The organism is Pseudomonas sp. JE3303, assembly GCF_056312565.1.
In genome coordinates this window covers 126,654-150,329 of the sequence record NZ_JBWGIF010000011.1, presented here as the reverse complement: position 1 = coordinate 150,329, position 23,676 = coordinate 126,654, and the positions used below count along the sequence as shown (strand labels likewise).

Genomic DNA, 23,676 nt, shown 5'->3' with positions numbered 1-23,676 from the left:
CGCCTCTGCTTCGGTCGAAGCAGGCGAGCCTCGATCCGGACTTGATAGGGCGCGCAGGGTGGGCTCAGGACTGGTACCGCAGTGCCTCAACCAGTGCTGTGAAGGCCGGGGACGACTGGCGCCGGTTGGCGTAGTACAGGTGATAGCCCTGGAACGTTGGACACCACTCCGGCAACACCTCCTGCAGCCTGCCCTCGGCAAGATACGGCGCGACCAGTTCTTCTGGTACGTAGCCAATGCCAATGCCGTCCAGGGCGCCATTGAGCACGTGGACGATGCTGTTGAACACCAGCGGGCCTTCACCCTTCACTGTAAAGGGCTTGCCGTCGCGCTCGAATTCCCACGCGTAGATGGATCCGGACGGCCGGTGGCGAATATTGATGCAGGTGTGCTTCATCAGATCGTGGGGCGTTTCGGGCGGCGGGTGCGCTTCGAAATACGTGGGTGAGGCTACCAGCGACAGGCGCCAGTCCCGACCGATTCGTACCGCGATCATGTCTTTGCTGATCGCCTCGCCCAGGCGGATGCCGGCATCGAAGCGCTCTTCCACCACATTGGTGAAGCCGTAGTCGACAAAAAATTCCAGCACGATTTCGGGGTATTGCTCGATGAACTGTTTCAGCTTCGGCCTGACGCACAGTTCAATCGAGTCGTCTGTACACGTGATACGGATTGTTCCTCGCGGCTTGTCGCGCAGGTCATTCAGCGCCTCGACTTCGGCAACGATCTGGTCGAACAGGGGCGCGATGGACCGCATCAACTTGGCGCCCGCCTCAGTCGTAGACACGTTGCGAGTAGTACGCGACAGCAGCCGCATGCCTAACCGTTCTTCGAGTCCACGAACCGTGTGGCTGAGTGCGGAGGGGGTCACTCCGAGCTTGAGCGCTGCCTTGGTAAAGCTCTGGTCGCGGGCGACGGCCACGAAGGCTTGCAGGTCATTGACCTTGGTTTTGGCCATTACTGAGGTTTTCTCATCAACTCATAAAAACTCTACCTACTAATCATGTTAATGCGGATCCGTCAACATGGTCGCACTCGATCAGCCATGGCCCTGTCCCTGGCTGAATGCTTTTTTCGGCGGGCACAGCGCCCGTTCAATGACGTGTGCAGGTACAGCCCATGAATGCTTCAACCATCGATCCTGCCCGCGAGGGCACCTCTCCCACAGATAGCCAGTCGCATTGGAGTGGCGTGTTTGCCATGACGCTGTGCGTCTTCGCGCTGATCGCCTCCGAGTTCATGCCCGTGAGCCTGCTCACTCCTATCGCCAACGAACTGGGCGTCAGCGAGGGCCTGGCAGGCTATGGCATCGCTATTTCGGGCGCATTTGCCGTGCTGACCAGCTTGTCCATCTCCAGGCTTGCCGGCGCGCTGGATCGCAAGACGCTGCTGCTGCTGATGACTGCGTTGATGTGCGTGTCCGGGCTGGTCGTGGGCCTTGCCAGCAACTACTTCATGTACATGGTTGGGCGGGCATTGATTGGCGTGGTGATCGGCGGCTTCTGGTCGATGTCCGCTGCGGTCGCCATTCGTCTGGTGCCAACTGAAAGTGTGCCCAAGGCCTTGGCAATCTTCAACGGCGGCAATGCCCTGGCTACTGTCATAGCCGCGCCTTTGGGCAGCTACCTGGGCAGCGTCATCGGCTGGCGCGGCGCTTTTTTCTGCCTGGTTCCGATCGGGCTCATTGCTTTGCTCTGGCAGTGGATCAGCCTACCGGCAATGAAGCCCCAGGCGAGAGCAGCAGGCGCATCCAATGTTTTCACGCTGCTGGGCAACCCGCTGGTTGCGTTGGGCATGCTCGCCGTCGGCTTGTTCTTCATGGGCCAGTTCGAGCTGTTTACCTTCATTCGCCCGTTCCTTGAGACCGTGACTCGCGTAGATGTACCTACGTTGTCGACCATGCTCCTGGCACTGGGCATCGCCGGCTTCCTGGGCACGGTTTTCATCGGATCTTTCTTGAGGAAAGGGCTGTACCCGACCTTGATCGTCATTCCACTTTTGATGGCGGCGTTCGGTGTGGGCCTGGTGGCATTCGGTGGCTCGGTTGCACTGGTTTTCGTACTCCTGTCGCTATGGGGGCTGGTCGCGACTGCGGCGCCGGTAGGCTGGTGGTCATGGCTGGCGCTGTCGGTGCCAGAAGACGCCGAAGCCGGAGGCGGCCTGATGGTGGCGGTCATCCAGCTTTCCATCGCGCTAGGCTCGACACTGGGTGGCGTGCTGTTCGATAGCCGTGGTTATCAGACTACGTTTGGTGCGGCGGCAGTCCTGCTGATTGCCTCAGCTGTCGCAGCGTTGCTTACAGCGAGGGCCAAGCAGGGCGCGATGGCCTGAGGGGCACTTCCCAGCGAGCGGCAAGCTGCTCTGGCACGCAGTAGAGAATCGACGTTCATAGCGCAATGTGCACAATAAAACGGCCCTGATGGGCCGTTGTCAGGGGTAGTGCCCCGAGCGGGGCACCGTGCGAGTTACTTGAGGTTCTTCTGGAAGAAAGCGGTCAGCTTTTCCCAAGGGATCTGGTCGACACGGTCGTACAGGTCGACGTGCCCTGCGCCTTTTACGTAGTACAGCTCTTTAGGTTCGGCAGCACGCGTGTAGGCGTCTTCGCTGAATTCTCTTGAGTGCGCCTGGTCGCCGGTAATGAAGAGCAGGGGGCGAGGCGAGATGGTGTCGATATCGTTGAACGGATAGAAGTTCACGAAGCGAACTTCGCTACTCAACATGCGGTTCTGCGTTTGCTCCAGCGTTCTGCCTTCGGGGATCGCTATACCCCGTGGAGTGCGGTAGAAATCCCAGAACTCACGAGTCACCGGATCCGTCTGCGCCGTGGGTTTGGCGGGCAAGTAGTTGAGCAGGATCGGTTTGCCGGTGGTGTACTCGGTGTAGCGTTGCTTGGCCGCTTTGGCGAGCATTGCCTTGCGTTGCTCAAGTGTTACCGAATGGCCAAGGCCATTGCGGGTGACTGCACCCATGTCGTACATGCTCACCGTGGCCACGGCTTTCAAGCGGGGGTCCATCTTGGCCGCGTTGATGGAGAAGCCGCCGCTGCCGCAAATACCCAGTACGCCAATACGGTCACGGTCGATGAAGTCGCTGGTGCCGAGGTAGTCGACCGCTGCGCTGAAGGCTTCGGTGTACAGTTCAGGCGCTACCAGGTTGCGTGGCTTGCCTTCGCTTTCGCCCCAGAATGGCAGGTCGATCGCCAGGGTCACGAAGCCTTGTTCAGCCAGCTTCTGAGCATAGAGCATGGAGCTTTGCTCTTTAACCGCGCCCATGGGGTGGCCAATGACGATGGCAGGCGCCTTGCCTTTGCGATCCAGATTTCCTGGGGTGACGAGATTGCCCGTTACCTGCATGTCGTACTGGTTTTTGAAGGTGACTCTTTGCACGCTTACGCTGTCGCTTTTGTAAAAGTTGTAGGCCCCCACCGGGGCGCCTGATTTACTGGCTGGTTCGGCGGCGAAGGCTGAGCCAGTTGGACTGCAAAGCATACCCAGAAAGGCGAGAAAAACACCCAGCGCTGCGAGCCGGAGGCGTGGCTTACCGGCGTCTGGAGGGAAGGAGAACATGCCGTGGCTGTTCTTGAACGAAGTACTCATGGTCGATGCACCTTTCAGAGTGGAGATGACCCCGCAAAGCTCGTTTCAATCCGGCTTCAGGGTTGATTTTGGTGCCGACTATGTTGATCCCCGCGCGACGCGTTGATTAGTAGCGGTAATTTTCATGTGTTTGTGAAATTAGATCAGTAATCGCCACGAGTGATCGGCTTGAAACGAGCTAGTATCCGAAGGCTATGGCGCTTCCGGACACCTGCTAATGTTGAAAGCGTCCACTGCCTCCCGTGCCAATGATCAAGAACGATTTCTGAGGAGTCTCGCTAAATGGGGCACGTCGTATCGCTTCATCGCTATCCCATAAAAGGGTTCCAGGACGAAACACTGGACAGCGTCTCGCTGGTCTGTGGCAAGGGTATGCCGGGCGACCGCGTTGCCGGTATCGCCCGAGGCAGCATGGCGAAGGATGCTGCGCCATTTCATCAATTGACGACCAACGAGAGCCTGGTGCACTACCGTGCCTGCGACGATGCGGGCGCGTTGACGCTGCATGAGCGCACGCCAGGCGTCAGCGGCGATCTGCTGAGTGATCCGGCGCGTCTGCGTGAAATCTTCGGCGAGCAGGCGAGCGTCATCCGGCGCGAAGATGGCCTCGGGCATTGGGATTTCGACGACTCGATGCTGTCGATCATCAACCTGAAGACGGTTGAGGTTCTCTCGGCGAAAATGGGTGTGCCAGTTGATCCGATGCGCTTTCGCGGCAACATCTATATCGAAGCCGAGCCGTTCTCTGAGTTCGACTGGCTTGGCCGCGGCGTGCAGTTCGGCGATACCTGCCTGTCGATAATCCGGCCAATCAAACGTTGCAGGGCCACCTCCGTGAATCCTCGAACGGGCGAGCTGGACATGAACACCCCCGCGCAGCTCAACCGGCACTTCGGGCACATTTACTGTGGGGTGTACGCTCAGGTCGAGCGAGGGGGCATGCTGCTTCCGGGCGATGCGGTGCTGGCGACGGCCGAGCGTTTTCCCGCGAAGTTGGCGATTGCGGCAACGGTTCCCAAGGCGCCTGCGCTTGTGTCCTGGCCTCGCCCGGCGAGAGTGGTTGAAGTGATTGAGGAGGCGCCCGGCATTCGCTCTCTGTGGCTGGAAGATCCCTTGGCCCCGCTGGGCTCACTCGATGAAATCAAGGCTGGCCAGCATATCGCACTCCATGGATTGACCGAGAGCGGCACCTGGCGCCGCTATACCGTGTCGGGGCGCCAGGGCGATCGATTGCGGATCACTGTCAAGCGCGAGGGAGGCGAGGGCTCACAGGCGATTCACACCTTCGAGGTGGGCCAGTCGATGCGCCTGAGCGGGCCGTTCGGCCCGGACACTCTCGATCTCGACAGCCCGGCCACCCTTATCCTGAGTGCCGGCATTGGCATCACACCCACGATCACCAAGCTCCAAGCGCTCGCCGACGCCCAGTACACCAACCCTGTACGCGTGGTGCATAGCGTGCGTTTCAGCCACGAGCTGGCGCTCTGGAGCGAGACCAGCGCCATCGCGCAGCAGCTAAGCAATGTTTCAACTGCGTTGCACGTCACCCAAGGTTCCGGCGGCTTCGAAAACGCAGTGGCTGGCCGGCCAGATATCATCGCGCTGGTGACAGAGGCCGCCCGCATGAACGCCGGTATTCACGTCTGCGGCCCTGAACGCTTCCAAGAGCAGGTACTGGCCATTGCAACGCAGGCAGGCGTAGCGCAGCACCTCCATATGGACAGTTTCGTGACCCCTGACAGCGCAGTGGAGATGCGCGCGATCCCCGAGGAAGGCCCGTTCACCGTCACCTTCAAGCGCTCGGGCGTCATTGCCAAATGGCAGCCCCAGGATGGGCCGCTGCTGAACTTTGCCGAATCCAAAGGGCTCGTGGTGCCAGCACATTGCCGTGCGGGTTTGTGCCAGACCTGCGAGTGCGCGCTGGTTGAAGGCGAAGTCTTTTCCCTCAGCGAGCCTTCTCGGGCCAGGAGTGGACATGCGCTGTTGTGCGCAGCGGTGCCTAGGGGTGATGTTGTGCTGGATTGCTGAGGCTAGCGTTTGCGACTGGCAGTTTTTGACCCTACGGCTCAACCGGCTATGGCGACCAGTGTCTGCCGAGTGAGCGCGCCGCCTCGCTCGGCGAACAGGCCGAGGATGCCCTGATGCCTCAACTATTCTTCGCCAGATAATTGATAAACAACCGGAACAGCTCGGCATTGCCGGCAATCCCAAGGCGCTGCCAGATATTGTGCCGGTGGACCTTCACCGTCCCTTCCGAGATCCCCAACTCGCGTGAGATCGACTGACTGCTATGCCCCTGCAGGATCAGCTTGGCCACGTGACGCTGGGTCTGCGTCAGCTGGCCTTGCAGGATGTCGACGAAAGCATCTTCCAGCTGGCTGTCCGAATCCTGTGGGTTTGCCAGCGCGTCCGCATGCGCCAGGCGCAGGTGCTGGCTGAAGATTGCGTCCATCACCGGGCTCAGGACCGCCAGCCGCTCGGCTTCAGATTCCGTGAACGCTCCCTTGTCCAGTCCGCGCATCAGCGAATATACCAGCGCCGTACGTGGCCGCACGGGCACGATGAAGCCGATCTCCTCGATAAGGCTGCCGTGGTGCGAGGAAACGCAGGGGTGGATGTCGTGGGAAATGGAGAAACCCGATGCGAAGAAGCTGTCGGGCGCCAGTTCGCGCATGCGCCACAAGCCAGCGGGATGGTTGTTGGTGCAGGCGACATAGAATGGGTCGAGCAGATAACCACCGCGCAGATAAGCCTTGAGCGTGCGCTCGGCCACTCTTTGGTTGTAGCCATCGTGTATCAGCAGCGCAGGCTGGTTGAAGCGAAACAGGTAGGCGCAGCTCATGTCGAAATTGACCACGCCCTTGAGCGCTGTGTCGATGGCCGGGCCCAGTGTGTCGCTGCCAATGCTGCGAATGACCGTACCCAGGCGGTTGGCGTCGTCGCTGTTCATGATGGGTGCCTGTGCTTTTTCGTAAGGGGCGCACGAATGCCGTCCGGCTCTACCAGCCCGGACGGCATTGAACGATGCCAGGCCTGGTCAGTGCAACGGTGCGCTGACTTGCAGCAGGCCAGCCTGCTCTTCCTCACGCGCCAGTTGCTCGGCCTTGGGTACGGCCAGCCAGTACGCAAGCAGCATGCCCAACAGCCCGCCCGAGAGCTTGCCGATGATCAGCGGCCCGATCAACGTCGGCTGGAAGTTGGCCGAATACGCCAGGTGGTCACCAAAGGTAAATGCTGCACAGACGGCGAATGCAATGACCAACACCTTGTCCTTGGGCGGCATGTCCGCGACCAGCCGGAACATCGCCAGGATATTGGCCGAGGCCGCGAGCACACCCGCCGCCCCGACTGGAGAAAGGCCAAGCTTGGAAGCCATCGCCTCGATCGGCCGCGACAGGAAGCGCTTGATCAGGTAGACCATCGGGAACGCACCGCAGAGCATGATGCCCACGTACCCAGCGATTTCCAGGGCACGGAACTGATCGTCCTTGTCAGCGATGATTGGCGCGAAGCCCCAGCCACCAAACAGCGAGGTAAACGCACCGGTGAAGTACTCGACGATCGAGGCCACCAGCACCAGCGTCACTGCTGCATACATCAACTGTCCCAGCTTGAGGAACAGGCTCACCATCAGGTTGGGGAAGTACCGCAGTGCCGCTGCCAACGCCAGACAGAACAAGATCAACGGCGACAGGTTACGCAGCAACGTCGGCAGGGTGAAATGCAGCGCCTGGGTGGCCGCGCCCGCCGTTGCGATGTCCGGGCGCACGCCCAGCCCCATGGCCTGCATGCCCATGGCGATGACAACGATGCTGACTGGAATGCTCAACAGCCCGGCCATGATGCCCAGCGCCATGTACTTGTGGTCGGCCTTGTTGAGCATGGCCAGGCCTACAGGGATGACGAAGATTACCGTCGAGCCGCACTGGAAACCGGTGATCAGGCCGAGGATCCAGCCCTCTGGGCTATGCGACAGCGCCTGGGCCAGTTGGTAGCCTCCAAGGTCCGAGGCGATGAAGATCGGCCCGGCGATACCGGCATCGGCGCCCATGGCCAGGAACAGCGGGCCTATGAAGTGGCTGATGAAGCTGGATATGAACGGAATGGCGGCCATGATCCCGGCGACTGGGATGAAGATCGGACCGATGCTGTGCAGGCCCGCGGTGAACTCCTTGCCCAGCTCGGATTCTGCATTGATGATCGATGCGATGGCGCCGATCACTGCGCACACCATGATCACGTAGATGACGTAAGTGCCGATGTTTTCCATCTGCTGCCTCTCTTTTGTTGGAATTGGCTTGGGGCAGAATTGAAAGTTGGAGTCTTTTGTTGTTGTCATGGACCAGCCGCGTAGGGCTGGCCGGGCTTTACATGGCGGTGTAGGCGTTGTCGACGAACAGGTGCGAACCGCTGACGAAGCTTGATTCGTTGCTTGCCAGGAACAGCGCGGCGGCGGCCACCTCAGTCGGATCGCAGAGGCGTCCCTGCATGGTCTTGATCGCTTCGTCAGAGGCATCCACACCATACCCACGCAGCAGATCCAGCTCGCGCCGGCCATGGGCGGTACCGATGAAGCCTGGGCAGATGGCGTTGCTGCGGATGTTCTGGTCGCGGTACTCCACGGCCAGGGCGCGCGCAAACATGTGGCAGGCACCTTTGGTGGTGCAATAGAGCACCTCCATGGGCGTGCCTACCACTGCCGAAATCGATGAAGTGCAGATCACGCTGCCCCCACCAGAGGCGAGCATGCCCGGCAGCACTGCCTTGGTCACCAGGAACATGCTTTTGACGTTGACGCTCATCAGCCGGTCCCAGTCCTCTTCACTTGTTTCCAGGAAGGGGCCGGCGGCGATGATGCCGGCGTGGTTCATGAGCACAGTAATTGCGCCGAAATGTGCCTGCGCCCAGCTCACGGCCCGGTGCACCTGGTCGGCCACCGAGACATCCGCAGCGACAAACAGGGCCTGTCCGCCTGTGGCATTGATACGTGCGACTACGGCTTCGCCCTGGCTGGTCGGCAAGTCGAGGATCACTACCTTTGCGCCCTCGGCGGCGAACAGTTCCGATGCGGCCAGCCCACAACCCCCTGCGCCGCCGGTAATCAGTGCCACCTTGCCTTTCAATCGATCCATGGGAATGTTCCTCGGTGTTTTATTTGTGGCTTCAAACTAAAACCGAGGAGTTGCTGGGTCCATATACCCGTGGGTATAGGTAGGTGAGAAAGATCAGCCCGCTGGTGTTGGCACCAAAGTAGCGATCATTCCAGAACGGTTATCGATGGGTGTTGGCATCCTCAGCCGGATAAAACTCTCCCTTCCTCCCCCAGCTTTTCGAGCCGTTCGCGCGCGATCACCTCAACGCTGGCCACCGCAGCTGGGTCGTCAGGATTGACCAGTTTCACGCACAGGCGCTGGACATTCTGATCGTGGGTGCCCTCGCTGAGCATTTCGTGGGTGAAGACGTGTTCGCCACTCCACAGGCATAACTGGGTATGAGGCCCGTCGAGCCATATTTCGTTGATTAACCCGAGATCAGTGGTAGCCAGTTGATCCACTGTGATCGTCTTGTCCATTGTGCTGTACCTCTTCAATGAATCGATACAGGTCAGACTTGCGGGCCCAGCGGGTCGTTCCCGGCGTCGGCTGCTCGACGGCGGTCGAGACCACGAACCCAGACCTCAACAATGCGCGTTCGATGGAGGTATGGGTGGCAGGCGGTCTTTCCATTTCCCGGAAGCCTGGTCATCCAATGGACACATCAAGGCTTTAGGCTCGGGAAAGAGCCTCCAAGGGTTACAGTCCAGCGGGTCAATTCGGGATGACGCATGAAAGCAATGGACACTGCTACAGCCAAACGCAAGAGCATCAAGCTCCGGACTACCGTGATTTATTGCGTGGGCCAGGTCGATAGGGGAATTCCGGATGCCCCCCGGGTTGCGGCTGGTCTTTCGACCCGGGAGGCTGTGGCGCATCGGTCGCCGCGATCAAACAGCGACTGGGCGTAGGATGGGCGCTGGACAATGTACAGTTCGAACCACGCCCAATCAGCGCAGGTTGTCAGTAATGTCCACAACACTTTCCAAATGCTCAAGCTGCATGATTGCATCAAAGGCACGTTGCGCGCGTTCATCACTGACCGTTTTTGCGAAATGAATGTTGCGCCAGAACTTCTCAGCCACATCAAGTTCGCTGACCGGGTTTGCCGCCCAACCCCTCGGTAGCTTGTCACGCTCAGCTCTGAGGATCCGGCCATCCTTGAGCTGGATCGTCAACCGTAACAATTGGTTGGTGACCAGATCCGCAGCTCCTTGCAACTTCACCAGCTCAGTTAGCGCCATGACTTTTGGGTTGAAGATATGGGGCGCGCAATAATGCTCGATCAGAACTTCTCGGTTGACTAATACATTTGCAAGGCCATAGGGAATGCTAAACAGTGCTCTGGCATGGCCATCGCCTGCCCGCATGGGTTGATTGAGGAAGTGATCGACCCGACCAGGCGGTACGTCAACAGTGATTGCCTCGATATCCTCGACAGTGAAGCTGTGGGCACTTACCAATTCAAGCGCGCACTCGATCGGGTTGTGATTTCCATAGCATGAGGGATGAATCTTGTGCATTCCGTGCACATAGAAAACACTGCCGAGATCAGCTGTGAAATTTTCGGGCGCAGGATTGTATGAATACAGGTTGTAATAACCCAACTTGCTGGTGAACGCGTCCCTGACACCTTCAAAACCGCCCAGGCTCAGTTGCGCTGCAGTGATCGCGTTGTATGCGGCCAGCGCGCCAGGCAACTTGAAAGTGTCGACACCGTCCCAGAGGGATTGGTAAGAACCGGACATCATGTGCAGCAGGATACCGTAGGCGTTGACGATCTGTTGCTCGTTCAACTTCATCAAACGAGCGACGGTTGCCAGGGCACCTACTGCGTTGGCGGTACCGCATACTTCGAAGCATTTATCAAAATTGAACTCCTCTGACACCGCCAGACGTGCACCGACATCGCCGCCCAGCACCAGGGCAACCAGCAATTCACGCCCGTCACTGCCCATGAACTCGGCCACGCTCAGCGCAGTAGGATCGGTGGTGCTGCAGACGTGCCCGACCATCTTGCCTTTGTTGACACCCTCTGCTTCAGGACCCGTCACTTCGAAGTCGAACGATCGTGTGCTCATGCTGTTGATAAGCGCTGCCTGAGGTAGCGGCAGCTTCTCGCCGAAGCCCAGCACGCTCGCCTGGCCCGCCCCGCCCCAGCTTCTGAACAAATTCAAGTAAACAGCGTTGCTGGGGGACACGTGGCCGCCTACCGCACAGCTCAGCGCGTCGGTCAGGCGCAGCTTTGCAGCACGGATTACCTCGGAAGAAAAGTCTTCGAAGCGAGTATCGAGAATGTGTCGAGCGATACGTTGAATGAGCATGTGCGGCCTCGATTTTATTTTTGGTAAGGACGGCGCAACTTATCCAGTATGCGTGCTCGATCGCAAGTCAGCACTGCTGTCACGTGCACTATGTGCACGCATCTCCCACTAAGGGTAACTCTCCATGAAATTTGCCGTTTAGTATCGGCTTGCACTCCCTTGCGCTTTTCTCCCACCACACGAACAAATAGAAAATGGTGACCGCCCATGAAACGCATAGAACGCCCTGGACTCATTCCGCTATGGTGGGAAACCATCGAGCCTTGGTGGATGGTATTGGTATTACTGATGTTGTACATCATGTCGATCGTAGACCGGCTGGTGTTGAATATGCTGGTGGTGCCGATCCAGCAGGAAATGGGTTTTTCAGACGTGCAGATGAGTTTCATCATCGGACCAGCGTTTGCCGTTTCACACGGTTTGTTCGCTTATCCGCTGGGCTGGGCCTGCGACCGCTTTTCACGGCGCAAGGTGCTGTTCGGAGGTTTCGTCATATGGTCGCTGGCTACGTTCTGCGCGGGTTTGGCAAAAACCTTTACCGGACTGTTTGCAAGCCGAGTAGCAGTAGGCGCTGCGGAGGCGTCGCTGATACCTGCGGCGTATTCCATGATTGCCGACCGAGTGCCACGTCAGCGCATGACAACAGCAATGTCAATATTTGGTATGGGGCCTAAATTAGGAAACGCGTTCGCGTTTGGTGTCGGTGGGTGGGTGATCGCCTATACCGCCAGTCTGGGTAGCATGAATTTCCCTGTGCTGGGAGAGATGAATGCGTGGCGATCGGCCCTGATTCTTTTAGGCGCACCGGGTATACTCCTGGCCCTGTTCATATTCACGTTCTCCGAGCCGCTGCGTAGAGGTGCCAAAGATATCGCCGAGCGGGCTGGCTCCCTTGCCGGCAGCCTGGGCGAAGTTTCCTTCAAGGCCTACGTCACGCAACGCAAACTGCTGTACGGGCTGCTCTTGCTTGGTTTCTCCTGCACAACGCTAGCGGCTATGTCCTCATTATCGTGGGGACCCACCTACATTACTCGTCAGTTCGGTTTGTCGCCCAAGGATTACGCACCAGCATTAAGTATGCTTTATGCCGTTGGGGCGTTGTCCATGATTGTCAAAGGGCTATTGATCGATTGGATGGTAAAGCGCGGCGTCGAGGACGCCCATATCCGCTTTTATACATTCATCCTGGTACTGTCATTACCCGCGATGTTTATCGCCTTTACCACCGATGACTTCTCTGTGTTCGTCATTGCATATGCGGTGCTCGACATCATCCTGCTCAATTCTATCTTCTACGTTTCGGCGACCATCCAGATCATGGCTCCCGGACATCTGCGCGGCCGCGTCATGGGCATGTTCATACTGGTCGTGGGAACGGTAGCGCCGACTATCTCGCCACCGCTTGTCGCGACCATCACCGAGTACATGTTCAAGGACCAGGCAATGTTGGGGTATTCGCTGCTCATTGTGTCTGGCACCAGCGTGGTCATGGCGATCATCGTGCTGGGGTTCGCCCTTCGCTACCTGCGCCGGGAGCTGGTCACGATCGCGCGAGAAGCCGATGGAGCTCAAGCACCTGAGCCATTGTTCCCCGGTAGCACCGCACCCTCGCGCTCCATGAGCTGAGCTCATTCAGCGCTCCCGAAATATGGTTTGAGACGCTTGAGGCCAGCCCCTAGAGTCAAGGCATAACAACAACCCAGGATTAAACTCATGTCGCTCTCAAGCCTCAAGCAAGACATCAATGCCGCTACTCTGGCACGCCAGCAATGCTGGCAGGCGTACCGAGCGCGCGCGTTGGAGACTGGCAAGGCCTACCTGCAAGCCGTGCAGGCCGCAGTGCCAACGATTCGTGCGCTCAGGTCCGAATCCGAAGAACAAGGCCGCGTCAGTGATGCTGCGGTCCAGGCGATGATCGATGCCGGTGTGTTCCGTACCTTTACCCCTATGCAGTACGGCGGGACCGAAATCGATCCCGCATCATTCTTCGAGGGCATCATGATGATCGGCGAGGCTGACAGTTCTGCTGCCTGGATCGCCGGCCAGCTGAATTGCCATGCTTTCGAGATCGCCCTGATGGACAAACGCATGCAGGATGAGTTCTGGGCAACAGGGCCTGATACCCGTGCATCCAGTTCCTACGCGCCGATCGGCAAAACCGAGCCGGTTGAAGGCGGATATCTGCTCAATGGTACCTGGACCTTCTCAAGCGGCGTGGACCATGCGCAATGGGTCATCCTCGGTGGAGCTGCGCGTAACTTCGTGGTGCCTGTCAGCGATGTGATTATCGATCACTCCAGCTGGAGCGTTTCGGGTCTCAAAGGCACTGGCAGCAAGGCGGTCACCCTTACAGATGTCTTCGTGCCCAGCTACCGCATCCATGAGCTGGTAGACACCTACAACGATGCAAATCCAGGCTGGGAAGTGAATAACCGCCCTCTGTACTGGATGTCCTTTCTTGGCATTTTCAATTCCACTGCGACCAACATGGTCATTGGCACCGCCATGTGCGGTATCAATACCTTCATCGAGCAGTCGCGGGTGCGCCTCACGCGCCAAGGGACCGGTGCGCCGATTGCACAGAATCCGTTCCTGCATCTCAAGCTGGCCGATGTACTGACCAAGGTAAACGGCGCCCGCGAGCGCCATCTGAACAATTGGAAAGCGCTGTTCGATACCGCTTGCCGTGGCGAGCAGGCAACTCCCCTGGAGCGGATGCGAGTACGTTTCGAGTCGGCTACTGCCAATGCCACTTGTTTCGAGAGCATTGCCGAGCTGTGGCCGATAGCCGGGGCGGCCGCGTCTGCCTCGGACAACATTCTCCAGCAAGTCTTCCGAGACCTTATGGCTGCCCGCAACCATGGCTCGGCTGGCCGCGAACTGGCCGCGGGCCAATACATCAAGACAATGTTTGGCATGGAGCCTGCGCCATTCAGCGATTTTGGCACTTTGGCCTACTACAAGTAGGTGCAGCCGCACTTGCTGTAATTGCCCTCGTGCAGAACGCGGATTCTGCTGAGTCCTGCTTTGAACAATCATCCAGCCCCTGTGTCGGGCTAGGGATACGGCATGTCTGAACACCCGCTCTATACGCTTGATCCAACCTTGCTCGAGCAAGGCGAACCCTTGGCCGACGGTCGAGCCTTCCGGCGTTGCCTGGGGCAATACCCGACCGGCGTTTCGATCATCACCGCCCAGCATGGCGACACGCGTGTCGGCATGGCGGTCAATTCCTTTGCAGCCGTATCGCTGGACCCCGCGCTGGTACTGTGGTCGATTCGCTGCGAGTCCGGCAGTGCCGCTGCGTTCATGGCCGCCAGCCATTTCGCCGTCAGTGTGCTGGCCGCGGAGCAGGTGGAAGTCTCCCAACTGTTCGGTGCTTCGCATGAAGAGCGCTTCAGCCGCGTACCTTGGGTGGCGGGTGCCGGTGGCGCGCCCCTTATCAAAGGGGCCATTGCCCATCTGCAGTGCCGTCTGGTCAAAGTGTACGAAGGGGGGGATCACTGGATCCTCATCGGCCAGGTCGAGCACTATGCACGCTTTGCCGGCGAGCCCCTGGTCTTTGCCCAGGGACAATATGCGGTCAGCCAGAACCATCCCCAGCTGGCCATTGCCGTACAACAGGCCAATCTGGCGCAAGACTGTTCCGAGCAGCTTCTTTTCACGAGCTTGCTGACCAACGCCAACCTGAACATGTCGCACCTGTTCGACGCACATCGCCAAGCGCTCGGCGTGAACCACGCCACATCGCGCATCATCAGCGTGTTGGCCCAGGGCGCCCTGGCGATCGATGCACTAGAGCACGAAACGCTGCTGGGGCGAGGTGCCACTGAAGATGCATTGAGCGAGTTGATCAAGCAAGGCTTGGTCGAGGCCAACGCAGGGGACTACGCGCTGTCCGCCGCCGGAATGGAAAAGCGCCGTGGGCTGTCGGAGAGGGCCCGAAACTTTACCCAAGAGCAGCTCAGTACCATCAGCGAAGCCGACATCGCTGCCGCGCGTCGTGTCTTGACGGTGTTGTCAGCTCGGTAATCAGGTAATCGGCAAGATACAAAGGCGCGTTATACGCGCCTTTGTCAGATTGCAGCAGCGTCAATCAGTCCTGGATGCCTAGCATCAGCGTGCACTCGTCGTTGCACGCCTGGATCTGCTGCACCAACCAGCGCTTGAACAACTGTACCTTGAGGTCCCCTTCCAACTCTGGCGTGTGTGTCACATAGTAATCACGGGGCGATTCAAAGGTGTCAGGTATGGCAAGCACCAGGCGGCCACTCTTGAGTTCGGGCAAGAACAGAAACAGTGGTACCAGCGCAAAGCCCATGCCCGCCATCGCCGCTTCAGCCAACAGCAGCAGCTGGTGGTAGCGCGGGGCCACCCGCATGTCAGGGGCAGGCAGTGAAAAATGTTCGAAGTATTCGCCCCAGAACCCGCTGTCGGTCGCTGCCTTGTGCGTCAGCAACGGGCCAGCCAGCAAATCGGCCGGCGTGACAAGGGTCCGTGAACGCTTCAATTCAGGCGAGCAGACCACGCCCATCAGGCTACCCACCACAATGGATTCGGCAACCACACCGGGCCAGTTTCCAGTGCCATAACGAATGATCAGCTGAGCTTTCTGGACGGCCTGAGCATCCTCGGTGTCATCTCCCAGGATGTGCACGGTGAGGTGTGGGTACTGGCGCTGGAATGTCAGTAACCGCGGCATCAGCCAGCGGACCGCGAAAGCCGAGTTGACGACCAGTTGCAACGCCTGGTCGTCGTGCTCCTGACGCAGCGTGCGGGTAGCCTGGGCGATACTTTCCAACGCGAGGCTGACTTCTTGATAGTAGCGCTCGCCACTGGGCGTGAGGCTGATGAAACGCCCCTGGCGATTGAACAATGGGACACCGAGTTCCAGCTCGAGCGCCTGGACCATTCGACTCACTGCGCCCTGCGTCACATGCAGCTCCCGGGCAGCGGCTGTGAAGCTCTGTGAGCGGGCGGCAGCGACAAAGCTACGAATAGCGTTCAGGGAGGGTAATCGGCTCATGCAGCACCTGGCTGGTCGACCCAGCCTTGAAAAATGAACTGAAACACCCGCAGGCAGTAGCCGTGCGGGCGTGATCAACTCCAAGCTTATCAAGCGGGTGCGCTGAGGGCGCCGCTTTGCTCACCTGCGTTCTGTTCGCGGTCCTGCTGATCCAGCGCCGGACGCAGATGGCGCAGGGAATAACGCAACACCACGAATGCTACCGCGCTCGCGATGGTCGTCACCAGCATCAGGGATTTACCCAACTGCTGCTGGTCGCGGAAGACAAAATCAGTAAGCGAGGCGACGATGGTCGGAGCGAACCCGGCAGCTACGGTAGCCGTGACAAACATGAAGATAGCAGTGGTCTGGCCGCGCATTCGATTGGGTACCAGCAACTGTACCGTGGCAGCGATGTACAGCAGGAAGGACACCAGCACTACATCGATGACTGCATATGCCGCCATGAACCAGTACGGATTGGACATGCTGAACGCAATGATGGCCAGCGGCGGCGTGGAGGCCAGCAACCAGGTATAGAAGCGCACGTGCGCGTCCTTCACACCCCGCTTGTACAGCCAGTCGATGATCATGCCTTTGCACAGAATGCTTGAAGCGCTGATGACGTTAACAATCCCCATGATTGGCGCGTACTCTTTGGGCGTCAAGCCGAACTCCCGGGTGATGTATGTCGGCACCCAACTGACCAAGCTTGCCGCAGCAACCGCGGCGCAGGCAAAGCCCAGCAGGAGGCTGACGTACAAGCGCTTGTTCTGCCCCATGTAGGTGAGGACGCTGACGCCCTCGACTGCAGGTTTGACGTGATTTTTACGGCTCGGCTCGGAAAAACTGAATGCCAGGAATGCCAGCAACAATCCGGGTATACCTATCAGGATCATTGCCAGGCGCCAGGAGTTGACCTCTCCAAACACTGGGAGTACCAGCCCTTCGTGAGCAGCCGAGTAGGAGATGACCCATCCGCCTACGGCGAAGGCGAAGGCGGTGCCGACCTTGGGGCCCATACCGAATATCGACAGCGCCGTGGTCAATCGTTCTTTTGGAAACTTGTCGGCGATCAGTGAGTAGGCCGCTGGCTGGAGACCTGCCTCTCCTGCCCCTACACCCATTCTGGCGGCAAACAGCAGCGGGAAGGATTTAGCCATCCCTGTCGCTACTGTCGCCAAGGACCAGGCCACGATGCCGCCAAACACAACCCCGCGTCTAGAAAAGCGGTCTGTTGCCCAACCCAGAGGATAGCCGCATATGCCAAAGCATATTGCGAAGGCGGGCCCCAGCAACAGGCTGATCTGGAAATCGCTCAGCCCCAGATCCTGCTGGATGGGGATCACCAGCATGTTGATAACCAGACGATCAAGGATGGAAATCACGTAAAACAGCAGCAGGACCGCCACCATCCACCAAGGCTCAATCCTTGACCACCTGGTAGCTTGCAAGGGCGGCAGTGGCAAATTACTCATCTGTCATCTCCAAATTTGTATTTATTGGTATGTAAAGAACTGCTATAGCCAGAGTGCGAGCGTGCTCCCGGTGTCCCTAGAAAAGAGGAATACTGTATTCGGTGGTAAAGCGGGTTTCGGTCATATCCCTCACACCCGGCACATGGCTCTTCAGCGTTCCCTGATCCACACGGAATCCGAGACCTCTGAGCGGGCCGCCCTGAATCGCGTAGGTGACCGCTGCGATATGTACTTGCTCGCTCTTGGCACCCTGGACCGTCCGAGCGTTATAACCTTTGAGATAGATCCAGTTGAAGTTGAGCCCAGGTATGCCCATGCCGGCAAAGTTATAGCCATAGCGCACCTGGCCCGTACGCTCACCGGCGCGGGCAAACTTGTTTACCTGAATATCACTGGTGATCGGAGCGATACTGCCGTCGCCTTGGTTGGGCCAGACAAAATCGCTGCTCCCCTCAGCGTGCTGATAACCCAAGCCAAAGGTGTGAGCGCCGTACTTGTAGCTGAACAGGGCACTGCTAAGGCGGTTATCGACCTCACCTACCGTCACGCCATTACCGTAATAGCCGCTCGCCAAGTAGCCTTCCATGCGGCCATCGAAGTGGCTGTTCTTGCCATGCCCTGAGCTGTCGTAGTGCCGAAAATCGCCGGACAGCACACCGTCCCCAATCTTCCACTCAGTGAGCGCACCTATCATGTGCTGCTCGTAGAAGTCCTCCATCTGTGCGTAGTAGTAACGCAGCGTCAAGCCAGGATTTACCGCGTATTCACTGCCAAAGAACCAGAAATGGTTACTGTCCTGCGCAGTGCCGGGAATGGACTGTCCGTACACTGCCTGATTATACGAGTTCGCATACTGGCGCCGCCCGGAGCTTGAAGCGCTGATGGTCATGGACATGCCATCGCTGGAGGCCCGGCCTTTGGACTTTTCGTACAGGCCACCTAGCAGTGTCAGTCCCTCGATTTCCCGCGAAGTGATCAGTGTGCCTTCGAAGAGCTGAGGCGCGATGCTTCCGGACGAAGCCTGGAGGACAGGCAAGCGTGGGAGATGCGCACCGTACATGATTTCGGTTTTGGAAATGCGCACCTTGGGATTCAGGTAGGCCCAGGAGAAACTGTCCACGGAGCTCTCGTCCGTATCCCGCGGAAACACGATTGCTGGCTGGCGGGACGAGTTCACATCACCTGCCTTGCCTCCAGAGTCGAGCTTGATTCCATGGAACGCCAGCGCGTCCACGCCGAAGCCAACCGGGCCTTCGGTATAGCCTGAACGGGCGTTGAGCATGAAGCCCTGGCCCCACTCGGTGAGACGGGAGCCACCCGCGCCGTGACCGTTGCGAAAATCATTGTCGTAGTAAAGGTTGCGCAGTCGAAGCTCTGCATGTGCATCGTCGAGGAATCCCCCAGCCGATGCTGCAGGCGAGAGTGCAATCAAGGCGGCCAGCACGCAGGCGCGTCGCGGAAACTGTTGTTCACCCGTTCGGGTCACAGTCAGATGCATGTAGATGTCTCTTATTCTTGTTTTGGAAGGTTATTGCCAAGCGCGCTCCGCTGAGTACCAAGCGTTTTGAAGACTGCGCGTCGGGCTTGCGCTCAAGTATCAAAATCGCGCGCTCACTGTGCAACGGAAAGGTGTTAGTCCGTGCACAGTGTGCACGTCGGCTCAATCTTTACTTTTGCCTGCAAAGGTCTCTGGTATGAATATGCACAGCGGTGGATCCGCTCGCCGCCAAGCTGGCGTGAGCGCCTAGTGAACCACTAGGTCCTCGATGGCGTACAGCGTGGTATCGACAGAGTCTGGGAAACACATCAACAATAATTTCGACAAAAGGGTAGATAGCATGGCACTTCCTCAAGGCCGTTTTCGTCACATCGGGGTTCCCGCATTCGATCCGGATGCGCTTGGCCAGTTTTACAGCCGGTGGTTTGGTTTCGTTGTCTCCGACACGGGCACGGGGCGAGCCGACGGTGCCCGAGTGGTGTTCATGACTGGGGATCCAGAAGAGCATCACCAGATTGCCTTCGCGAACCTGCGACGGGAAAACCATCCGGGCATGCAGCAGATTTCCTTCGTCTACGAGAGTCTGGAAGAGCTGAAGCTGATGGCCTTGGAATTCGACAAGGCGGGTGTACCCATTCTGCAGCAGAAAGACCACGGCAATACCTGGAGCGTGTATGTAGGCGATCCAGAAGGCAACCGGATCGAATGCTACACCCCGTCGCCCTGGTATGTGCCGCAGCCAACCTGGTGGGACATTGACTTGTTGACGGAGTCTTGCGACGACATTCGGGCCCGTACCGAAGCCAAGGCCAAGGAACAAACTGGTTTCTGCAGCCGCGAAGAATGGCAAGCGCGCATTCGCGATGGGGTACAGGCCAACCTGCAAGCCTTCCAGATGCAGACAGTCTAAGCACTGGGCAACGACCGCCCAGATGAGTTCTTCATGATGCAAGCGGCCCCCCAGGGAGCCGCTTCACACGCTAGTCGAACCACTGCACTTCAAAAGGCAATGCTCAAGGTCGTTCAGCGCTTGAGCAGGTCCAGGGCAACATCGACGATCATGTCTTCCTGGCCCCCCACCATGCGCCGCTTGCCCAGCTCGACCAGGATGTCCAAGGGCTTGAGGTCGTACTTCTCTGCCGCCACTTCGGCATGCCGCAGGAAGCTGGAATATACCCCGGCGTACCCCAGTCCAAGCGTCTCCCGGTCCACGCGTACCGGTCGATCCTGCAGCGGCCGCACCAAATCGTCGGCGGCGTCCATCAGAGCGAACAAGTCGGTGCCATGGACCCAACCCATTCGTTCCGCTGCTGCGATAAAGACTTCCAATGGCGCGTTGCCCGCGCCGGCTCCCATGCCTGCCAGGCTGGCGTCGACTCGGTCACAGCCTTCCTCGACGGCGACGATGGAATTGGCCACGCCCAAGCTCAGATTGTGGTGTGCATGCATCCCGGTCTGGGTCTGCGGGGCAAGGACAGCTTTGAATGCGCGCATTCGGTCTCGCACATCGTTCATCGTCATCGCACCGCCCGAGTCGGCCATGTAGATGCACTGGGCGCCATAGGACTCCATCAGCTTGCCCTGGTGTGCCAGCTCAGTGGCAGGGATCATGTGACTCATCATCAGGAAACCAACGGTGTCCATGCCCAGGCTGCGCGCGTATTCGATGTGTTGTCTGGATACATCGGCTTCCGTGCAATGGGTGGCCACGCGTACGCTGCGTGCGCCGGCGTCGTAGGCTGCCTTGAGGTCATGCACGGTGCCGATGCCCGGTAGCAGCAAGACGGTGATTCTTGCATGCTCGATGACATCGGCGGCGGCTTCGATCCACTCCAGGTCAGAGTGAGCGCCAAAGCCATAGTTGAAGCTGGAACCCTGCAAGCCGTCGCCATGGGTCACTTCGATGGAATCGACGCGTGCCTTGTCCAGTGCGCGAGCGATGTCTTGCACGTTCTGAATCGAATACTGGTGACGAATGGCATGACTGCCATCGCGCAGTGTCACATCCGAGATATAGAGTTTCTTGCTCATGCACAGGTCCTCAAGGCGCGATGGCCAGCAGTTGGGCGGCCATTCGCTCAGCAGTGGCCAGGGCGGCACTGGTCATAATGTCGAGGTTGCCGGCATAGGCCGGCAGGTAATGGGCGGCGCCTTCGACCTCGAGGAACACCGAGGTTTTCAGGCCAGAGAACGTACCCAGGCCAGGAATGTTCAGCGGCGCGTGCGCCGGGATCTCATCGAACTGCACCTTCTGTTTCAGACGATAGCCAGGCACGTACATCTGCACCTCGGCGACCATTCCCTCGATGCTCGCTTCGACCGCTGCCTTGTTGGCAGCCTCGGATAGCACGAACACGGTATCGCGCATGATCAAGGGAGGTTCTGCGGGGTTCATGACGATAATGGCCTTGCCTTTGGCCGCACCGCCAATCACTTCGATGGCTTTGCTGGTTGTCTCGGTGAACTCGTCGATGTTTGCGCGCGTGCCCGGACCGGCCGACTTCGACGCAATCGAGGCAATGATCTCAGCGTAATGCACCTTCGCCACGCGAGAAACGGCGGCCACCATCGGAATGGTGGCCTGGCCGCCACAGGTCACCATGTTGACGTTGAGCTTGTCGACATGTTCGGCGCCGTTGACCACAGGTACACAGTAGGGGCCTATGGCCGCAGGGGTCAGGTCGATCAAGCGGATGCCGGGTTTGGCGGCGCGCAGGACCGCGTCGTTCTGCACATGGGCGGCGGCGGAGGTAGCGTCGAAGACGAAATCGATTTCAGCAAATTCGGGAAGATTGATCAGTCCCTGCACGCCTTCGGCTGTGGTTGCCACGCCCAGTCGGGCCGCGCGAGCGAGACCGTCCGAACTGGGGTCAATACCGACCATTGCGCCCATTTCGAGGTACGTTGCGTTGCGCATGATCTTGATCATCAGGTCCGTGCCGATGTTGCCAGGACCGATAATGGCGACTTTGAGTTTCTTCATGATATCTACCTTAAGTGCTTGCAGAGCCGGCTTATTCAATGCTGAAGCGCACGCCGACCTGGCCCAGGCCCTGGATCTCGGCTTCGAAATGGTCTCCTGGAGCCACTGGCACCATGGGTCCGAGCGCGCCAGTGAGAATGATGTCGCCGGCCTTTAGCGGCGTGCCCAGGCGTGCCATGGTGCGCGCCAGCCACACCGCAGCATTGATCGGATGGCCGAGGCATTCAGCCCCTGTTCCTTCGGACACCACGTGGCCGTTGCGGCTCAGGCGCATGCTGACCTGACGCAGGTCCATGTCGGCGATGCGCCGGGCCGGCCCCCCGAGCACGAAGCAGCCGCTGGAGGCGTTGTCTGCCACGGTGTCGACGAAGCGGATGTTCCAGTCAGCCACACGTGATCCGACGATTTCCAACGCCGGTAGCACCCATCCGCTTGCCTGGATGACATCCATGAACGTGGTATCTGTGCCGGGCAAGTCATGCTCCAGCACCAGCGCAATTTCTCCCTCGATCTTTGCCTGCTGCACACGGCTCAGAGGCACGGTTTCGTTGTCGCCGTAGCACATGTCGGCGAACAGGGTGCCAAAATCCGGTTGATCGACGCCGAGCTGGGCCTGAACCTTGGGATTGGTCAAGCCTATCTTGCGACCGACCACACGACGGCCTGTCGCCTGGGCATGGGCCACGTTCAGACGCTGGATGGCATATGCCGCCTCGGCCGCCTGCTCGCCTATCTGGTCACGCAGCGGGGCAATCGGCACGCCGCTGGCTTCGGCCTCGCGCAAAGCGGCGGCGAGTCGGTCAAGGGTGTTCTGGGAAGTATCCATGTCGAGGCCTTAATAAGTGAGGAAGTCGACGACCAGGCGATTGAAACGCCCGGCGTGTTCCCATTGCGCCCAGTGTCCGCATTTGTTGAAGACATGCAGTTGGGAATTGAGGATGCCTGCGTTCAGGCGATAGCCCACGTCCACCGGCACGAAGCGATCATTGCGCCCCCAGACGATGAGCGTGTCGGCTTTGATCTCGGCCAGCCTTGGACCGAAATCGGGAAACTGGGCAGGGTAGGCCTGGGTGCTCTTGACGAAATTTTCCAGGTGATCGGGACGTGCCATCAGGTTGGCCAGTCTCGTCTTCATCAGGTCTTGGGTCAGGTCGCTCGCATCGTAGACGAACACCTGCATCATGCGAGTGAGGTTCTCCAGGGTCGGCTCACGATAAAGAGCGCCGATCAGCTTGATACCCTCGGTGGGCATGGGCACGAAGGCGCTGACGCCTCCGGTACCGCCGCCCATCAATACCAGCTTGTCGACCCGCTGCGGATTGGCCAAGGCGAATGCCACGGCGCTATGGCCACCCATCGAATTGCCCAGCAGCGAGATTTTGTCGATACCCAGCTGGTCGATTACAGCCTTGACTACACGGCCGTTGAGGTCCGAACGCGATTCAGCGCAGACCATCGAATCACTCTGTCCCCATCCGGGGCAGTTGATCAGCAGCACACGGAAACCGGCGTCGACCATCACGTCGATATTGCGGTTGAAGTTGGCCCAGCCGGTGGCTCCGGGTCCGGAACCATGCAGCATGACCACCACACGGTCACCGCTGCCAAGGTCGTTGTAATGGATGTTCAGCGTGCGGTCAGCGTCTTCGATGGTGACAAACTGGCTGCTGTCTTGTTCATTGAATCGAGTCATGGGCGT

At 58.9% G+C, this 23,676-nt stretch carries 19 protein-coding genes and 1 pseudogene; 6 read left to right on the top strand and 14 right to left on the bottom strand.

Going from position 1 to position 23,676, the window contains the following annotated elements:
• Window positions 1–64: 64 nt before the first annotated feature.
• Window positions 65–958, bottom strand: a complete 894-nt coding sequence (locus AC0ZZU_RS16945; RefSeq protein ID WP_476342255.1) for a LysR family transcriptional regulator — start codon at window positions 956–958, stop codon at window positions 65–67.
• A 161-nt stretch (window positions 959–1,119) separates the two neighbouring features.
• Here AC0ZZU_RS16945 and AC0ZZU_RS16940 point away from each other — a divergent pair, with 161 nt between their 5' ends.
• Complete coding sequence (locus AC0ZZU_RS16940; protein WP_476342254.1) at window positions 1,120–2,331, top strand: MFS transporter; 1,212 nt, start codon at window positions 1,120–1,122, stop codon at window positions 2,329–2,331.
• Window positions 2,332–2,465: 134 nt separating this feature from the next.
• Here AC0ZZU_RS16940 and AC0ZZU_RS16935 read toward each other — a convergent pair whose 3' ends face one another.
• Window positions 2,466–3,488, bottom strand: a complete 1,023-nt coding sequence (locus AC0ZZU_RS16935; RefSeq protein WP_476342363.1) for an alpha/beta hydrolase — start codon at window positions 3,486–3,488, stop codon at window positions 2,466–2,468.
• Window positions 3,489–3,878: 390 nt separating this feature from the next.
• On the opposite strand from AC0ZZU_RS16935, the gene AC0ZZU_RS16930 reads away from it, so the two are divergent.
• The gene (locus AC0ZZU_RS16930) at window positions 3,879–5,624 is read left to right on the top strand and encodes an MOSC domain-containing protein (protein ID WP_476342253.1); all 1,746 of its coding nucleotides are present in this window, start codon (window positions 3,879–3,881) and stop codon (window positions 5,622–5,624) included.
• A gap of 118 nt (window positions 5,625–5,742) precedes the next feature.
• Here the strand turns inward: AC0ZZU_RS16930 and AC0ZZU_RS16925 are convergent, their stop codons facing one another.
• The 5 genes and pseudogenes from AC0ZZU_RS16925 to AC0ZZU_RS16905 all read right to left on the bottom strand — a co-directional run bounded on the left by AC0ZZU_RS16925 (window position 5,743) and on the right by AC0ZZU_RS16905 (window position 11,013).
• The gene (locus tag AC0ZZU_RS16925) at window positions 5,743–6,546 is read right to left on the bottom strand and encodes a helix-turn-helix transcriptional regulator (protein WP_476342251.1); all 804 of its coding nucleotides are present in this window, start codon (window positions 6,544–6,546) and stop codon (window positions 5,743–5,745) included.
• 87 nt (window positions 6,547–6,633) lie between these two features.
• Window positions 6,634–7,866, bottom strand: a complete 1,233-nt coding sequence (gene eutH, locus AC0ZZU_RS16920) for an ethanolamine utilization protein EutH (RefSeq protein WP_476342250.1) — start codon at window positions 7,864–7,866, stop codon at window positions 6,634–6,636.
• A gap of 97 nt (window positions 7,867–7,963) precedes the next feature.
• On the bottom strand, window positions 7,964–8,728 hold the full coding sequence (locus tag AC0ZZU_RS16915) for an SDR family NAD(P)-dependent oxidoreductase (protein ID WP_476342248.1): 765 nt from the start codon (window positions 8,726–8,728) through the stop codon (window positions 7,964–7,966).
• Window positions 8,729–8,867: 139 nt separating this feature from the next.
• Window positions 8,868–9,168 (bottom strand): annotated as a pseudogene (locus tag AC0ZZU_RS16910) (hypothetical protein).
• Window positions 9,169–9,639: 471 nt separating this feature from the next.
• Window positions 9,640–11,013 (bottom strand): MmgE/PrpD family protein, encoded by a 1,374-nt coding sequence (locus AC0ZZU_RS16905; protein ID WP_476342246.1) that lies wholly within the window; start codon window positions 11,011–11,013, stop codon window positions 9,640–9,642.
• Window positions 11,014–11,220: 207 nt separating this feature from the next.
• Between AC0ZZU_RS16905 and AC0ZZU_RS16900 the strand changes: the two genes are divergently transcribed.
• From AC0ZZU_RS16900 to AC0ZZU_RS16890, 3 genes are all read left to right on the top strand, one after another.
• On the top strand, window positions 11,221–12,639 hold the full coding sequence (locus AC0ZZU_RS16900; protein WP_476342244.1) for an MFS transporter: 1,419 nt from the start codon (window positions 11,221–11,223) through the stop codon (window positions 12,637–12,639).
• 87 nt (window positions 12,640–12,726) lie between these two features.
• Window positions 12,727–13,980 carry an acyl-CoA dehydrogenase family protein gene (locus AC0ZZU_RS16895; protein ID WP_476342243.1) on the top strand — a complete coding sequence of 418 codons (1,254 nt, stop codon included), beginning with the start codon at window positions 12,727–12,729 and terminating at the stop codon, window positions 13,978–13,980.
• A gap of 102 nt (window positions 13,981–14,082) precedes the next feature.
• Entirely contained in the window at window positions 14,083–15,045 is a 963-nt protein-coding gene (locus tag AC0ZZU_RS16890; RefSeq protein WP_476342242.1) for a flavin reductase, read from the top strand.
• 64 nt (window positions 15,046–15,109) lie between these two features.
• Here AC0ZZU_RS16890 and AC0ZZU_RS16885 read toward each other — a convergent pair whose 3' ends face one another.
• The 3 genes from AC0ZZU_RS16885 to AC0ZZU_RS16875 form a co-directional block, all read right to left on the bottom strand.
• Window positions 15,110–16,039, bottom strand: coding sequence for a LysR substrate-binding domain-containing protein (locus tag AC0ZZU_RS16885; protein ID WP_476342240.1), 930 nt, complete (start codon window positions 16,037–16,039; stop codon window positions 15,110–15,112).
• 89 nt (window positions 16,040–16,128) lie between these two features.
• Window positions 16,129–17,496 carry a spinster family MFS transporter gene (locus tag AC0ZZU_RS16880; RefSeq protein WP_476342239.1) on the bottom strand — a complete coding sequence of 456 codons (1,368 nt, stop codon included), beginning with the start codon at window positions 17,494–17,496 and terminating at the stop codon, window positions 16,129–16,131.
• 76 nt (window positions 17,497–17,572) lie between these two features.
• On the bottom strand, window positions 17,573–18,994 hold the full coding sequence (locus tag AC0ZZU_RS16875; protein WP_476342238.1) for an OprD family outer membrane porin: 1,422 nt from the start codon (window positions 18,992–18,994) through the stop codon (window positions 17,573–17,575).
• A 268-nt stretch (window positions 18,995–19,262) separates the two neighbouring features.
• Here AC0ZZU_RS16875 and AC0ZZU_RS16870 point away from each other — a divergent pair, with 268 nt between their 5' ends.
• The gene (locus tag AC0ZZU_RS16870; RefSeq protein ID WP_476342237.1) at window positions 19,263–19,904 is read left to right on the top strand and encodes a VOC family protein; all 642 of its coding nucleotides are present in this window, start codon (window positions 19,263–19,265) and stop codon (window positions 19,902–19,904) included.
• Between the two features lie 113 nt (window positions 19,905–20,017).
• Here the strand turns inward: AC0ZZU_RS16870 and dmpG are convergent, their stop codons facing one another.
• The 4 genes from dmpG to AC0ZZU_RS16850 are packed head-to-tail and all read right to left on the bottom strand — an operon-like array spanning window position 20,018 to window position 23,670.
• Window positions 20,018–21,025: a 4-hydroxy-2-oxovalerate aldolase gene (gene dmpG, locus AC0ZZU_RS16865; protein ID WP_476342236.1), complete on the bottom strand. Its 1,008-nt coding sequence runs from the start codon at window positions 21,023–21,025 to the stop codon at window positions 20,018–20,020.
• Between the two features lie 10 nt (window positions 21,026–21,035).
• The gene (locus AC0ZZU_RS16860) at window positions 21,036–21,977 is read right to left on the bottom strand and encodes an acetaldehyde dehydrogenase (acetylating) (protein ID WP_476342234.1); all 942 of its coding nucleotides are present in this window, start codon (window positions 21,975–21,977) and stop codon (window positions 21,036–21,038) included.
• Between the two features lie 31 nt (window positions 21,978–22,008).
• Entirely contained in the window at window positions 22,009–22,803 is a 795-nt protein-coding gene (mhpD, locus tag AC0ZZU_RS16855; protein WP_476342233.1) for a 2-keto-4-pentenoate hydratase, read from the bottom strand.
• A gap of 9 nt (window positions 22,804–22,812) precedes the next feature.
• Complete coding sequence (locus AC0ZZU_RS16850) at window positions 22,813–23,670, bottom strand: alpha/beta fold hydrolase (protein WP_476342232.1); 858 nt, start codon at window positions 23,668–23,670, stop codon at window positions 22,813–22,815.
• Window positions 23,671–23,676 lie beyond the last annotated feature (6 nt).